The 15,248-nt window shown below is 38.0% G+C and carries 17 protein-coding genes; 14 read left to right on the forward strand and 3 right to left on the reverse strand.

Annotated features, from left to right (window positions below):
• Nucleotides 1–143: 143 nt before the first annotated feature.
• The 10 genes from AB3G38_RS00935 to AB3G38_RS00980 are packed head-to-tail and all read left to right on the forward strand — an operon-like array spanning nucleotide 144 to nucleotide 8,716.
• On the forward strand, nucleotides 144–776 hold the full coding sequence (locus tag AB3G38_RS00935) for a hydrolase (RefSeq protein ID WP_367866619.1): 633 nt from the start codon (nucleotides 144–146) through the stop codon (nucleotides 774–776).
• A 36-nt stretch (nucleotides 777–812) separates the two neighbouring features.
• Complete coding sequence (locus AB3G38_RS00940) at nucleotides 813–2,195, forward strand: alginate export family protein (protein WP_367866620.1); 1,383 nt, start codon at nucleotides 813–815, stop codon at nucleotides 2,193–2,195.
• A 16-nt stretch (nucleotides 2,196–2,211) separates the two neighbouring features.
• Nucleotides 2,212–2,949 carry a M17 family peptidase N-terminal domain-containing protein gene (locus tag AB3G38_RS00945; protein ID WP_367866621.1) on the forward strand — a complete coding sequence of 246 codons (738 nt, stop codon included), beginning with the start codon at nucleotides 2,212–2,214 and terminating at the stop codon, nucleotides 2,947–2,949.
• A 31-nt stretch (nucleotides 2,950–2,980) separates the two neighbouring features.
• Complete coding sequence (locus AB3G38_RS00950) at nucleotides 2,981–4,825, forward strand: amidohydrolase (RefSeq protein ID WP_367866622.1); 1,845 nt, start codon at nucleotides 2,981–2,983, stop codon at nucleotides 4,823–4,825.
• 8 nt (nucleotides 4,826–4,833) lie between these two features.
• Nucleotides 4,834–5,268, forward strand: coding sequence for a DoxX family protein (locus AB3G38_RS00955; RefSeq protein WP_367866623.1), 435 nt, complete (start codon nucleotides 4,834–4,836; stop codon nucleotides 5,266–5,268).
• A gap of 13 nt (nucleotides 5,269–5,281) precedes the next feature.
• Entirely contained in the window at nucleotides 5,282–5,755 is a 474-nt protein-coding gene (locus tag AB3G38_RS00960; protein WP_367866624.1) for a Dps family protein, read from the forward strand.
• A gap of 9 nt (nucleotides 5,756–5,764) precedes the next feature.
• The gene (locus AB3G38_RS00965) at nucleotides 5,765–6,460 is read left to right on the forward strand and encodes a YoaK family protein (RefSeq protein ID WP_367866625.1); all 696 of its coding nucleotides are present in this window, start codon (nucleotides 5,765–5,767) and stop codon (nucleotides 6,458–6,460) included.
• Between the two features lie 25 nt (nucleotides 6,461–6,485).
• Nucleotides 6,486–7,421 (forward strand): ring-cleaving dioxygenase, encoded by a 936-nt coding sequence (locus AB3G38_RS00970; protein WP_367866626.1) that lies wholly within the window; start codon nucleotides 6,486–6,488, stop codon nucleotides 7,419–7,421.
• A gap of 47 nt (nucleotides 7,422–7,468) precedes the next feature.
• Nucleotides 7,469–8,083 carry an alpha/beta hydrolase gene (locus tag AB3G38_RS00975; RefSeq protein WP_367866627.1) on the forward strand — a complete coding sequence of 205 codons (615 nt, stop codon included), beginning with the start codon at nucleotides 7,469–7,471 and terminating at the stop codon, nucleotides 8,081–8,083.
• Nucleotides 8,084–8,104: 21 nt separating this feature from the next.
• Entirely contained in the window at nucleotides 8,105–8,716 is a 612-nt protein-coding gene (locus AB3G38_RS00980) for a TMEM175 family protein (protein WP_367866628.1), read from the forward strand.
• 108 nt (nucleotides 8,717–8,824) lie between these two features.
• Here AB3G38_RS00980 and AB3G38_RS00985 read toward each other — a convergent pair whose 3' ends face one another.
• Together AB3G38_RS00985 and AB3G38_RS00990 are read right to left on the reverse strand one after the other, a co-directional pair.
• On the reverse strand, nucleotides 8,825–9,184 hold the full coding sequence (locus tag AB3G38_RS00985) for a YtxH domain-containing protein (protein ID WP_367866629.1): 360 nt from the start codon (nucleotides 9,182–9,184) through the stop codon (nucleotides 8,825–8,827).
• Nucleotides 9,185–9,705: 521 nt separating this feature from the next.
• Nucleotides 9,706–10,752 carry a hypothetical protein gene (locus tag AB3G38_RS00990; protein ID WP_367866630.1) on the reverse strand — a complete coding sequence of 349 codons (1,047 nt, stop codon included), beginning with the start codon at nucleotides 10,750–10,752 and terminating at the stop codon, nucleotides 9,706–9,708.
• Between the two features lie 362 nt (nucleotides 10,753–11,114).
• Here AB3G38_RS00990 and AB3G38_RS00995 point away from each other — a divergent pair, with 362 nt between their 5' ends.
• The 3 genes from AB3G38_RS00995 (at nucleotide 11,115) to AB3G38_RS01005 (ending at nucleotide 13,814) form a co-directional block, all read left to right on the forward strand.
• The gene (locus tag AB3G38_RS00995) at nucleotides 11,115–11,270 is read left to right on the forward strand and encodes a hypothetical protein (RefSeq protein WP_367866631.1); all 156 of its coding nucleotides are present in this window, start codon (nucleotides 11,115–11,117) and stop codon (nucleotides 11,268–11,270) included.
• Nucleotides 11,271–11,467: 197 nt separating this feature from the next.
• Entirely contained in the window at nucleotides 11,468–13,135 is a 1,668-nt protein-coding gene (locus AB3G38_RS01000; protein WP_367866632.1) for a tetratricopeptide repeat protein, read from the forward strand.
• Nucleotides 13,136–13,148: 13 nt separating this feature from the next.
• On the forward strand, nucleotides 13,149–13,814 hold the full coding sequence (locus AB3G38_RS01005) for a response regulator (RefSeq protein ID WP_367866633.1): 666 nt from the start codon (nucleotides 13,149–13,151) through the stop codon (nucleotides 13,812–13,814).
• A gap of 125 nt (nucleotides 13,815–13,939) precedes the next feature.
• On the opposite strand, the gene AB3G38_RS01010 is transcribed toward AB3G38_RS01005, so the two are convergent.
• Nucleotides 13,940–14,428 (reverse strand): hypothetical protein, encoded by a 489-nt coding sequence (locus tag AB3G38_RS01010; protein WP_367866634.1) that lies wholly within the window; start codon nucleotides 14,426–14,428, stop codon nucleotides 13,940–13,942.
• Nucleotides 14,429–14,992: 564 nt separating this feature from the next.
• On the opposite strand from AB3G38_RS01010, the gene AB3G38_RS01015 reads away from it, so the two are divergent.
• The gene (locus AB3G38_RS01015) at nucleotides 14,993–15,199 is read left to right on the forward strand and encodes a hypothetical protein (protein ID WP_367866635.1); all 207 of its coding nucleotides are present in this window, start codon (nucleotides 14,993–14,995) and stop codon (nucleotides 15,197–15,199) included.
• Nucleotides 15,200–15,248: the final 49 nt, after the last annotated feature.

Raw genomic sequence — 15,248 nt, forward strand, 5'->3', positions numbered from 1 at the left:
CAGTTGTCAGGTACTCGTAAATCATTCGTAAATCGACGATATATAGAGAGCTTAAAAAAGAGTTTTTTAATATAAATCGCTGTTTTTCAGTATTTTATTTGCTTGGTATGCTTCTTGGTTAGATGAATAGAAATTATAATGATATGAAACCATCACCAAATCTTCTTTCTCCGGAAAACCACGCTTTAGTACTGATCGATTTTGAAGGTCAAATGGCTTTTGCCACCAAAAGTATTGCCATTACGGAACTCCGCACCAATGTTGCAATCATTGCCGGAGCTTCAAAAATATTTAAAATTCCAACCATTGTAACTACGGTGGCTGAAGATTCTTTTTCTGGCCCTGTATTTCCTGAAATTGAAGAGTTTTATCCTCAGGCTACCTCAGGTTATATAGATAGAACATCGATGAATACTTGGGAAGATGAGCCCGCTTACAAAGCGATCACAGGTACAGCAAAAAAGAAATTAGTACTTGCAGGCTTATGGACAGGTGTTTGTATTGTTGGCCCGGCATTGTCTGCTCTTGCTGAAGGATATGAGGTTTTTGTAATTACTGATGCTTGCGGTGATGTCAGTTCCGAAGCTCATGAACGCGCAATTCAAAGAATGGTACATGCGGGTGTTAAACCAGTTACTGCTGTTCAATATTTACTGGAACTTCAAAGAGACTGGGCAAGAACTGAAACCTATGTGGCTGTAACCGATCTGATGAAGAAATATGGTGCAGGCTATGGTCTTGGCATTCACTACGCACATCATATGCTTAAGCACTAAATAATAGTGACAATCAAAAAAATAATAATAAACCTGATGTTTAGTTCCGCCAGGATATTTGTGCTGATGTTAACCGCTATCTTAACATTCGGAGCAGTCAAAAGTCAGGCACAGAGTTTCAAACTGATGCGTTTTGATGAAGATTATTCCACATGGAGTGACTCTGCGAAAACTTTGTACAACAACATAAAATTCCTGCCCTTTTCACCAGATAAAAAGATGTATTTTTCTTTTGGTGGAGAGGCCAGGCTGGAATATGTGGCTTTTAATAATGAAGACTGGGGGAGATTAGGGGTCGGTCATAACAATTTTCTGCTGCAACGCTATGACCTGCATACTGATATACATTTTAGTGATAAAATACGCGTTTTTGTTCAGCTTAGAAGTGCATTGCAGGGAGGAAGGAAAAATGGTTCCAGACCCGTTGATCAGGATGAGTTGAATATTCAGAACCTGTTTGTTGATCTCAAAGCATGGAAAAAAGCAGATAAGAGCTTAAATCTGCGTATAGGTAAACAGGAAATGGATTATGGCTCCGGAAGATTAATATCTGTCAGAGAAGGGCCAAATGTACGGTTGTATTTTACGGGTGCAAAGCTGATGTATACGTCAAAAAATCTATCTCTGGATGGATTCGCCATGTTTGCAGATACAATCAACCCGGGAAAGTTTGATAATAAAAGATCAAAAAATATAAATCTATGGGGTGCTTATGCTAAAATTATATTCCCAAAATCCGGAAATCTGGATGCTTATTATATCGGCATCACAAGAGATGAATCCCAATTTGAACAAGGGATAAATAAAGAGGTCCGGCATACCGTGGGAAGCAGGTTCTGGAAAAACGGTGGTGGGCTGATTTATAATCTGGAGGCAGCTTATCAGTTCGGGAAATTCGGTAGCAAAGGTATTTCAGCCTGGACAGCCTCAGCAGAATTAGGTTATTCCTTTGAGCAAACGAAATTCAAGCCCACAATCAGCCTCAGAAATGATTATATATCAGGAAATAATAACACAAACGGCACTCATTTAAATACTTTCAATCCTATTTATCCAAAGGGTGGGTATTTTGGATTTAGTCCGCAGATCGGGCCGGTCAACCTGATCGATATCCATCCTTATGGCAGCTTGTCTCTAACTAATAAACTGATAGTTCAGGCTGATGTAGTATTTAACTGGAGGTATGCTTTACAAGACGGTGTTTACAGGCCCAGCGGTACTTTCAATCTGGGTGGGGCCGCTTCGAACAAGAGATACATTGGTACGGCCTATCTTTTAAGTGCAGTATATGGCATCAATAACTTTATTAACCTGAATACAGGGATACAATACTTTAAAACAGGAAATTTCATTGATGATATCATTCCAGGTTCAAGAAACGGTCTGTTTATGAATACTCGTCTCGTCTTTAAATTTTAACTCTAAAATTAACAACATGAAAAATAACTATTTGAATCAGCAACAGATTCGTAAAGGGATAACCACAGCTTTGCTGGTTTTCGGTTCAATTTTAAATATAACAGCATTGCATGCACAGCAGACCACTGCTGTGGGAACAACCAAAGTATGGGGCAGCGTTAATGGTGTGGCTATCGAAGGCATTGTACAAGGGCCATCCGCTCAGGTTAGTCAACTTCAGATCGTTTGTGTATTTGAATATACAGAAGGAGACATATTCAATTCCCCGCCTGCATTACCTGCCGCGGTAAATGGCCTGGTACACCTTGATCATGACCTGAAAGGAATGCTGACCACTTTGCGTAAAGAGGGCAAATTTAAGGGGCATGCACTGGAAACGATCCTGTTAAGTCCGCCAAAAGGATTTATAGGTGCAAAAAAACTTTTATTGATTGGGCTGGGGGACAGAAATAAGTTCAACGCTGATATGATGACTGCTGTTGGCAGTGTAGCCATGAATGAAGCACTCAGGATACAAGTGAAAAATTTCTCTTTTGCAAGCGATCTTAAGGATGCAGGAATTGATTCTCCAACTGCGCTGGTAGCAGGCAATGTCGTTAAAGGCATTTTTCAAGCTTACCAGACACAAATCTGGCTTAGAGATAAAAAAATGGCCAGTTTTAAACCAATTTCTAAAGTTATACTGCTTGCTGGCCCCTCATTTTTTACAGTTGCCGGTGAGGGAATAAAAGAAGCAATAGCTTCTATTAATTAATCAATCACTAATTCTTTATTCAAAAGATACGATGAGTGCAGAAATGATTCTTTTCAATGGTAAAATTCACACTATTGCACAGCATAAAAAGGAGATTACAGCGGTAGCCATAAAAGATGGCAGATTTATCGCCATTGGTAGCGATAAGGAGATGATGAGCTTAGCAGATTCAGGTACCCAGCTCATTGATTTAAAAAATAAAAGGGTAGTACCCGGTATTAACGATTCACATATTCACCTGATCAGAGGAGGGCTGAATTTTAATCTGGAACTTCGCTGGGATGGAGTGCCTTCGCTGGCAGATGCGCTACGCATGTTAAAAGAACAGGTGGACAGAACACCTTCGCCACAGTGGGTAAGAGTTGTGGGAGGCTGGTCTGAATTTCAATTTGCAGAACGAAGGATGCCTACGCTCGAAGAAATCAATGCCATAGCACCAGATACGCCTGTATTTATTCTGCATCTTTATGACAGGGCATTTATGAACGGTGCGGCGTTACGCGCTGTGGGTTATACGAAAGATACCCCGGCACCTCCTGGTGGTGAAATTCAGCGGGATTCTTCAGGTATGCCTACCGGGTTGATTATCGCAAGTCCTAACGCGATGATTCTTTATTCTACCCTGGCTAAAGGGCCAAAGCTTTCTTATGAGCATCAGGTAAACTCAACCCGGTGTTTTATGGCGGAGCTCAACAGGTTCGGAATTACCAGCGTAATTGATGCCGGAGGTGGATTTCAGAATTTTCCGGATGATTATAAAGTGGTGCATGAACTCAATGAGAAAAAGCAATTGACAGTACGGATTGCTTATAATCTTTTTACCCAGCGACCAAAACAGGAATTTGAGGATTTTGAAGCCTGGACAGGTGCTGTTGAGCTTTACCAGGGAGATGATATGTACCGTCACAATGGTGCAGGAGAGATGCTGGTATTTTCCGCTGCTGATTTTGAAGATTTTCTTCAGCCAAGACCTGATCTGCCTGAAAATATGGAAGCTGAACTGGAACGCGTGGTTCGCCTGCTGGTAGAAAGACGCTGGCCTTTCAGGTTACATGCTACTTATAATGAAAGTATAACCCGTTTTCTGAATGTTTTTGAAAGGGTGAACCAAGATATTCCTTTTGCTGGAATACCGTGGATATTTGATCATGCAGAGACGATTGATGAGATGAATATTGAGCGGGTAAGAGCGCTTGGAGGAGGGATTGCTATACAAAGCAGGATGGCCTATCAAGGTGAATATTTTACAGAACGATATGGTCAGAAAGCTGCTTTGCAGACACCACCAGTAAAGAAAATGCTGGAAATGGGTGTCCCGGTTGGAGGTGGATCAGATGCAACGCGGGTAAGCAGCTATAATCCATGGGTATCTATGTTCTGGCTTTGCGCCGGGAAAACTGTCGGAGGATTAAAAATATACAATGAAGAATCGCAGTTGAGCCGTGAAACAGCGCTTGAACTCTATACACGTGGCAGTGCCTGGTTCTCCAACGAACAGCAGAAAAAGGGAGATATTGCAGTAGGTATGTTTGCAGATCTTGCTGTGCTTAACAGAGATTACTTCAATGTAGAAGAAGAATTAATTAAAGGCATAGAAGCTGATCTTACCATTGTAGATGGAAAAATTGTACATGCAAGAGCAGATTTTTCTTCCTTCTCTCCACCTGAAATTCCAGTACTTCCTGACTGGTCACCAACTCATATTTATAAGGGCTATTCTGCTGAACCCGGTAACACACCTGCACAGATTCATTCTTGTTCAGGCAGCTGCAATGTTCATGCACATCAGCATGATGCTGTACGCCAGAGTAATCTTCCAATTAACAATTATACGGCATTCTGGGGAGCACTCGGTTGTTCTTGCTTTGCTTTTTAAAAAAGATCATGGAAAATATAATTAAAGACATTCTTTATTCCGATCCGGGCAGCCAGATCAACAATATCGCGCTATTGATTTTCAGGATGCTCCTGATGCTGGAATTATTCCGCGTACATGGAATGAAGAAATTCAGCGTAGAGAACGGACAGCGGGAGCAGGTTCCTAATCCATTGCATCTGCCGGAGAAATTAAATGCCCTGGTCGCTGCATTTTCAGATACTATAGTTCCTGTTCTGGTATTTGCGGGGCTGGGCACCAGGATTTTTCTGCTGCCAACTATTGGAGTTACGGCTATAGGGTACTTTGTAGTGCACCGGAAAGACTCCATTGAAATACGGGATGTACCTTATATGTATACACTTTCTTTGCTCTTGTTATGGGCTTTAGGTTCAGGTACGTATTCACTGGATCACTATTTACTAACTACATTTTTTAATTAATTTAATATCAATTATGAAGACTAACATTGGAATCAAACCCGAAAATCTGGCAGAAGTTGCCCATTCGCTGAGTAAAATTCTTGCAGATGAATTTTTGCTGTCCACCAAAACACGTAATGCACACTGGAATGTAGAGGGGCCTGATTTTTATAATAAGCATAAGTTTTTTGAAGCGCAATATATACAGCTTGAAGAGATCGTTGATGAGGTGGCTGAGCGTATCCGCACCCTTGGCCATTATGCCCCGGCTACTTTAAAACAGTATCTGGAGTTAACTCATTTGTCAGAAGAAAGCAGGGAGAAAAATGATAGTCAAGGTTATATAAAAACTCTTCTGGAAGATCATGAGAGTATTCTTATTCATTTAAGAGCGAACATCAATGGCTATGCAAATGCTTTAAAAGATCTTGGAACCAGTGACTATATCACTGGTTTAATGGAAAAACATGAGACTATGGCCTGGATGTTAAGGGCGCACTTATCTTAAAAAAATAAAATGGAACAAAAACAGAACATCTGGTTCGTTACCCTGATATTAACTGCAATAGCGGGTTATTGTGATACTATTACCTTCGTTGCAGCAGACAAGATTTTTTCTGCGCATGTTACAGGAAACTTTATTGTTTTCGCCTATCAGCTCGTCAAAGGATCGGATAATGATGCCTGGATCAAGTTGATGACCTTTCCTGTTTTCATAATATCGGTCATGATCGCAGGAAGGATAGCTGATAAAGTTGTCAACAAGCATTATCTTTTATTCTTTGAGGGGCTCATATTAATAGCAGCAGGTTTCCTGGCCTATCTTCTTGGTTATATCCAGAATCAGGAAATTACCTGGCCAATGTACCTGGTGGTCATGATGGTTGTTTTTGCTATGGGCTTTCAAAATGCCTACGGTAAACTCTTCGCTAAAGACACCTTTGGACCAACGACCATGATGACTGGAAATGTTACGCAAATATCACTTGATCTTAAGGGATTGATCATCAGCAGGTTCAGTAATGTTGATTATCTGGAGAATTTCAAAAGAGGAGCCATCACAATCGGTGGTTTTCTTGCCGGATGTATTCTTGGTGCTTATATCGGCAAACTTTTTGGATTGGCCGGGATTTTAGTACCTGGTATTGCCATGGTCATCTGCTATTTATACACTAAATCTTCTGCTAAAGAGACTCAATCACAAATAGGGTAGCTCCACCACCTTTACAAAAATACTTATGGAAAATACAATTTTAGGTCTGCATCACATTACGGCGATAGCAGGCAACGCACAGCAAAACTTTAATTTTTACACCAAAATATTAGGTCTGAGAATGGTTAAAAAGACTGTTAATTTCGATGACCCGGAAACCTATCATTTATATTATGGTGATGAAAGTGGCTCTGCCGGAACCATACTTACATTTTTCCCCTGGGAAGGAATAAGTCAGGGCGTTGAAGGTGTAGGAATGGCTACTGAGATTGGTTATTCGGTACCCGAAGGCAGCCTGGGTTTCTGGCAGAAAAGGTTTAAAGAACACCATATACAAGCAGGCGAAATCCTGGAACGCTTTGGAGAACAGGTGCTTCCATTTAAAGATCCTGACGGCCTCTCTTTAAGTCTTATTATTCCAAAGTCTGCGGATTCCAGAATCTCATGGGAAACGGAAGAAGTCAAAAAAGAAAATGCAACCAGGGGATTTCATAGTACGACATTGAGTCTGCAGAAAATTGATGAAACAGCAGGAGTCCTTACCGATATATTTGGTTACAGGCTGCTGGCTCAGGAGGGAAATCGTTACAGGTTTATCACAGATACCGTAGATACCGCATCAATTGTGGATCTTCTGGAAATTCCTGATGGTAAGAGAGGAAAAAATGCTGCGGGAACTAATCACCATGTTGCCTTTCGGGTAAAGAATGAAGAGGTTCAACTGGAGCTCAGAGAAAAGATTCTCAGTAAAAACCTACAGATTACCCAGAAGATTGACCGGGACTATTTTTTCTCTCTTTATTTCCGGGAACCAGGTGGTGTGCTTTTTGAAATCGCTACCGAAAATCCTGGTTTTACTATCGATGAGCCACTCAGTGAGCTGGGTACACATTTAATGCTACCAGAACAGCACGCACATCTTAGAAGTGATCTGGAGAAAATCCTCCCTGAATTAAGCTAGTTCTTAAATAAAAAATGCCGGAAATAAGATTAATAAAAGATAGAATTATGCAAAATATATTTACTGCTGGCAAGAATTTAAGCCAGGCCGATAAAGTACTGATTATGATACATGGACGTGGAGGATCTGCTGAAGATATTCTTTCTTTGGCGTCAGAGCTGCATGTTGCCGATTTTGCGCTACTGGCGCCACAGGCTCAGGGAAACAGCTGGTACCCTGCATCATTTCTTTCGCCAAGACAGGAGAACGAACCTTTTCTTTCTTCTTCATTAAATGTTATTAAAGAAACAGTCGCAGATCTGGAAACTAAAGGTTTTTCAAGGTCTCAAATTTATCTTCTTGGTTTTTCACAAGGCGCATGTCTTGCACTTGAATTTGCTGCTTCTGATGCAAAAAGATATGGAGGGGTAGTTGCTTTTACCGGTGGTGTAATCGGGGAGCATCTTGACCACAGGAATTACCATGGTGATTTTGAGGGTACACCTGTATTTTTAGGGAGTAGTAATCCTGATTTTCATGTACCTGTTGAAAGAGTAAACGATACTGCCGCTCTTTTTGAAGAGATGGGAGCAAATGTTACGGAGATCATTTACGAAAATATGGGGCACACGATAAGTGAATCTGAAATAACGCAGGTTAATAAGTTGATTTTCAAAAAATAGTGATCATAAATTTTTAAATACATGGAAAAGGAAACGGCAAGAATAGAGGCTTTTAGCGATGGAGTATTCGCTATAGCGGTGACTTTGCTTGTGCTTGAACTCCATGTTCCGGAATTCAGTAAAAGTCAGGATCCTGGTTTGCTTTTGGCAGAGCTTAAGGCGCAGTGGCCCGGATACCTGGCTTTTACGATTTCATTTTTCAGTATTTTTATCATGTGGGTAAATCACCATAAGTTGTTCAAACAGATTTACAAACGAAATACCGGGGTTATGTTTGCCAATGGACTTATTCTTTTTCTGGCCTCGATTGTGTCTTATCCAAGTGCTTTGCTGGCTCGTTTTTACCAGACTCCTTCGCAGCAGTTTGCAGTGTCGATTTACACAGGTATGTTTGTGCTGGTTAATATTTCTTATAGTTTATTATGGTATCAGGCTACCAGGGACAAAGAATTGTTGCGTCCCGGATTGGATGCGCATACGATTACTTTGATCAGGAATAATTATCGGTATGGCCTGTTTACCTATCTATCGGCATTTGCACTGTCTTTTTATTTTCCAAAAACTGCACTGATCATCTGTGTTTTACTTTGGGGATTCTGGGCTGTGTCTTCCAGGAAAATAAGTAGCAGGTGAAATCTTAGATATTTCGTTAGGGAAATGAAAGTAATTCTTAGCCAGGATTGTGATTAAAATTTTGGAGCAAAAAAATGATTGTAAATTATATAACCTCAAAGCTGACTATTAATTAGTCAGCTTTGGGGTTTCCGATTTATTTTTCCATGCGGTCGTACCTGCTGAAGGAACCCTGATTTGAGTTGGGTCTTTTCGTTTCTTTTGCGGTCCTTGTAATTGATCAGCACGCTCACGTGTATTTTCACGCAGGTCAGCTAACAGCTGATCTTTCAGCTCGTGGTGCTGCTCTTGCTGTGGTGCAAGATTAAGTTTTTCAAGTATCAGTTTCCTGAATTTACGGCCAGATCTGGGAGCAAATAATACCGCTAATGCAGTACCTGCTGCTAATCCGGCTACAAGGGCAAATGTGCCCAAACTATTATCCTTATGGGTGTGTAAAACACTTTTGATGATTTTTCTATAGCTCATAATTATAGGTTTAAAGTTATTTTCTGATTTAATCAGTTAATAGCCTGGAGTAATTCAGGATTTAATCTCCGGCATATAACAAGAGGAAAATGATATAGTTTTTAATTTATTTCTGCTGATTCTAAACCTGGCTTGTCCATTAAAAAATAAAGACCGGTAAATTAATTGTTTTATAATCAGTTTATTACGTTGTTTATGGGGTTTGTGCACTGAATTACTGAACAATGTTCAAGGTGTGTTTGTAAATGCCAGCATTATATATTTTCCGGTATCTCCATTGAGCAGCAGGAGATCTTATTCAATAGCCGGAATAATATAGAAATTCTCATCATGGAAAAACATGTAATTAAGCACAGGGGAAAGTTGTATCCTTATCAGGAAAATGATATTGGTGTTTTGTTTGAAAAACCGGAACAAAATAGATAACATTATCGGCTGTTGTATCAATTACCTACCGAAGAGAATTGATGAAACCTGCAGTTTAAATCAATCAATTAAATGATTTATAGTATAGAATCAAATTACGGTTGTTTACTTTCGACATACTCCGTATACATATGTTCAGTGAGGGGCAATAATCTTTTACGGCTGTCTGTAGGATTCTCAATACCACTGGTATCCACATCTACACCACCAGTAGTGTAAAATTCCACCTTTTTATTCACCTTTGAGTAATAAATCTTTCCAATATCACCCCGGGTAATCTCTGATATATTTTTTATTCTTTTTAGCTGTTTTAATCTGAAAGTATCCTTAGGAAGGATATTTGCTCCCTCAATTTTCTGATCACAGGCTACGGTTTGATATTCGTTGCCATTCCAGTACATACATTGGTTACTCTTGTCATAAAATAAATATGACCCACCCACAATAATAAAAGCAGCAAAAAATGATATCACTGCTTTATTGAATTTACTTGGAAAACCAATTTTTCCATTACCTATCTTTTGACCATTATCTGCTGGATGGTTGCTTAACAGGTTATTAACTGTTAATGTTGATGCCTGTTCCGGAAATTCCTCTTTTTTTGTTTCGTTGGCTTTTTGGATTTTATTGTTGTCTAACAGTGTGTTAGGTGATGGTATTGAAGATGATTCCAGAAATTCCTCTTTTGTTTCTTCAACAATATCAACTGTTTTATTTTCTTCTGCATATAACTCTTTTGACTTATTCGCTGAAAATTCCCATTCACTTTTTACCAATTCACCCATATCCGCATAAACATGTGGTCTGGGGTGGAAATCTATCAGCCAGGCTAAAAGTTCAATATTGTTGTCTTTTGTATCGTTTGAGACGCCTTTCAGGAACTGATATAAGGCTTTGAAGATTTCAGAATTAGATGTCTTCAGCTTTTTAAAATATTCTTCCGCGCTATTTCTTTCCTCCTTGAATAATAATTTAAAAGTCTCCTCATCCTTTTCTGAATATCGATTTTGGAAAGCGGCCAGACATTCCTTTTTCATATTTGCAGTGGTGAGATTCCGCAAATTATAAGGTAATGTTCCCTCATCTTTTCTCTTTTTATAAGTCAGAATTACCTCTTGTTTATAATCTTCAAATCTTTTCAAATCAATTAGCAAATAATTATTAAATGGAATTTTCGGAATCTCTAAGGAATTTTCGGAATTCTGACAGAATCATTGGAATCTTCGGAATCCTCTAATAGCTAGCTACTTACATCCCTGTATGTTTGTATCAGAAATCAGTTCAGACTTTGATTCGCTATCAGAGTTTAAATGTACAAAACAGATTTCATAAAGAGATGAAAGCGCGGTAGTTAATGACCGGTTTGGGAAGCAGTTATTAATTCCCGCGTTTGATTCTCACACTTCCCAAAAATTTCAGAAGGCCTTCTGATTCGCATTTGTAGCAGTCCCCACGTATGATTCGTGGGGGACTACATGGTAATCACATTCTAAATTTTTGAATCATGTTTTTTCAATTTATAATAACTATGCTATTGGGATTGGTATCCCCTTCAACTACTCATACAACCTGTCATACACATGGTGATACAACGATGAGTGCTGCTCAAACTGAACCTATTTTAGGAGGTGACACCGGCCAGAATCCTCCACCAAAATAATAATAACTGGTAGGTAGGAAATAATGCGGCAGCCCCATAATGTGTGTAACTCTATGGGGCTGCTGCATTACCTATCTTTTAATTTAATATATCGGTTTTCATTATTATTTGATCAATTCTTTTTCTTTAATGTATATAATAATATTTTTTTGATAAAAGAGCTAAAATTTTTCTTTATTTTGGATAAAACTAAGCTCTTGAAATATCTCTATTTATTCTCGTTTCTTCTCCTGCTTTTTTATTCCTGTACAGACCATACTAGGAAAGGAAAGAAGGAAGATAACTTATTCTACGATAAAGCTTTTGAATTCCGGCAAAAAGAAATGCCCGACAGTGCATTTCTTTACTTCAATAAAGCTAAAGATTTATTCCTACAGCAAAAAGACAGCTTGAGTGCAGGAAAGTGTTTAGTCAATATGGGAATTATCTCGGCCGGCAAAGAAGACTATTTCGGTGCACAAGAACTCTCCCTGAATGCCATGTCTTATTTTGATCAGAAGAAGGAAGACCAGTACTTTTACATTCATTCCAATTATAATAACCTTGGGATTGTAACATCTAAGCTATTGAATTACACAGATGCCTTAAAGTTTTATGACGCTGCAATCGAATTTTGCAAAGATTCTTTAGCCATGCGTCTTTATCTGAATAATAAAGCTACAATCTATTTAAAGATTGCTGATTATAAAGCCGCTTTAAAAATATACAATCAGATCTTGAAAGGAGCTTCTAAAAACAAGAAACAATATGCCATGGCACTGACTAACATTACCTTTGCCAGGTGGCAGCAAAACCCCAACTATAATCCTTTACCCGATTACTTAAAAGCATTGCGGATTCGTGAACAAGAAAAAGATCTCTTAGGGCTGAATTCAAGCTATTTCCATCTTTCTGATTTTTATACTAAAAAACGAACCGACTCTGCTTTGTTTTATGCACATAAGTTCTATCAGGTAGCTACCAATTTAAATAGCACTGATAACAGATTAGGAGCACTTAGAAGATTGATTCAACTGAGTTCACCCAAATTAACCCAGCAATATTTTGTAACCTATCAAAAGCTTGATGACAGTTTGCAAAATGTGCGTAATGCTGCCAAAAACCAGTTTGCGCTTATTCGTTATGAAACGGAAAAACATAAAGCCGACTTTTTAAATGCTCAAGCAGAAAATATTCAAAAACAGAATAATATTCAAAGGAAGAATTTTGTAGTAGGTATTCTCGCCTTATTCTTATTAGCTGGTTATTGGTGGTATAGAAAGAGGAAAAAAGGACTTCAGCAGGAAAAAGAAATAGAAGTTAAAAATACAGAGATTAAGTATGTGAAAAAGATTCATGACCGGGTGGCTAATAAAGTGTACCAGCTGATGTCAGAAGTAGATAATACTCCGAAGGTGAATAGAGATATTTTGCTGGACAGACTTGAAATCCTTTATAATATTTCGAGAGATATTTCTTATGACAGTAAAGAGTTGAACACAGGCAAAAATTACGATCAGGAGCTTTCGAAAATGCTAAAGTCCTATTCCTGCGAAACTATAGAAATTTTTATTATTGGAAACGAGGAAGAGCTATGGGAAGGCGTCAGTCCTGAAGCAAAGACTGAAGTTTTTTATATCATACAAGAGCTGATGACCAATATGAAAAAACATAGCCAGGCAGAAACTGTGGTCCTGAAATTTAACCGGAATGAAGGTATGATGCATATATCTTACTCAGATAATGGAGTTGGGATGAATGATGTCATCAAGAAAAATGGTTTGACAAATACGGAAAACCGTATAAATAGTATCCAGGGTACTATTACATTTGAAAATACACAGGAGAAAGAACTTGAAATTCAGCTCTCATTCCCTTTTTCGTAAAAATTTAAGAAGAATGTTCAAAAAAGTACTTATAGCAGAAGACCACGAACACGTTAATATTTCCGTGCGCAAAACCCTGGAGGATCTCGGTACGGTCCAGAAAGAATTTAGATATTATTGTGATGATGCATTATCAATACTGCAAATAGCAATGCGTCAGGGAGATCCCTTTGATTTATTAATTACTGACCTCTCATTTGACGAAGACACAAACATACAGCAGATTACCGGTGGCAGAGAACTGATCAAAGCAGTCAGACAGTTGCAGCCCAGTTTAAAAATCATTGTTTTCTCTCTTGAGAATAACATCAATATGGTCGACGAATTGTTTAATAAACATGGCATTGATGCCTATGTACGTAAAGCCCGCCATGATGCAGAAGATCTCAGGAAAGCTATAGATGCAGTTTCCGGCAATAAAAAATATCGTTCTGCCGGTTTGATGCGTAATAAAAGAATAGAAAATTCTTATGATTTTAAAACTTTTGATATTGAGATCATCAAATTACTCTGTAATGGAATGCCTCAAAAAAATATCCCATGCTATTTGCTGGAAAATAATATTAAACCATCCGGCTTAAGCAGCGTTGAAAAACGGTTGAATGCAATCAAGACGATATTGAATATTTCGAGCAATGAACAGCTGGTTGCTTATTGTAAGGATAAAAAGATTATTTAACTCAAGTTTCGCACGTGAATTTTAGCAATCATGTACAAAACTTGAGTTATTAATAAAAAAGGTGCAAGATAAAAGGTTAAAAAATCTAATTCTTTGCACTTTTAAAATTTATATGTGCTGGGCTTTTATTTCTCGTTAATTATTGATTTTTTAAACAGTCTTTCCCAACCTGATTTTCCAATAATCAATGATTTGTAGGCGTGAGTATCACCGTCTATATAAAAATCAAATGCTAAATTTTTTGTACCCAATATTTTGCCCATTTTTAATGGAACGATTCGTGTTTTCCCTATCGAAAATTCATTATTTTTGAAATCATCAAAAAGTCCTAATACATAATTATAAAAATCTTTTTCATCTTTAACAGAAGCGAATGCTACTTTGCGGGTTCCATTTATATCATCAGTAAATGTCAAAATTTCAACCGTCTTTCCTAAGCGATATAACTGAAATGTTGGCGTTATAAGATTATTCGATCCAACTAATTGGGGCGTTATGTTTTTTTTGTCGGCATTAATTTGTTCTTTAGTTCTTCCAACTTTTAGCTGGGCAGAAACATTATTTCCCAGACAAACTAAGGATAAAAGGCAAGTTGCAATTAATAGTTTTTTCATATTGATAGTTACTAAGTTTATAAACTGTATCGCAAATTAAACAATAATGCCATTTTAAGTATTATTAATCAGAAATTTATTAAAAACATATTGATTGCAATTTCAAGAACACAAAATTACCGCTTCGCTAATACTTACTCTGAATATAATTAACTCAAGTTTCGCAGGATAGAATCAGGATATCAAGTAAGATGGGCTGTGGAAGTTTTTTCAAAGAGGGAAGACAACTTCTAAACTTACGCAAGTGCCTGGCTGAAGATCTTGCTGCTCATCTCTGTGAGATTACAATAAGAGATTGTAAGACTTATTATTGAGGTTTTTGAATTAGAGATCGATGATATTGACGCATAAATACAAACGCTAATGAATGACGGTAAAATCAAAAAATCCTATCCTTTAATAATCAGAACCACATCACATGATGGCTAAAATTCATATGCGAAACTTAAGCTATTTAATACAATGATAGTGCTGCGATTAAAATAACTGCTTTACGGCTATCCGTAATATAAAGACTTCCTGTCTTGATACTTTTGTCATGTCTATTAATTAAAAAACTGGATTATGAAAAAGTATTATGTTAACAAAAATGCCCAGGGTAACGGTGATCATGAAGTTCATGCGGAAGACTGCATATACCTGCCAAATACAGGCAACAGAACCTATCTGGGCGAATTTTCTTCCTGTATTGGAGCTGTAGCAACAGCAAAAAACATATACCCGACTACAAACGGTTGTAAGACCTGCTCGAATTTATGTCATACCAGGTAAATCCTCCATAACTCCACTCAAAATCAATAAAATGTATTTCATGAAATAA

Source organism: Pedobacter sp. WC2423 (genome assembly GCF_040822065.1).
Classification (GTDB): Bacteria; Bacteroidota; Bacteroidia; order Sphingobacteriales; family Sphingobacteriaceae; genus Pedobacter.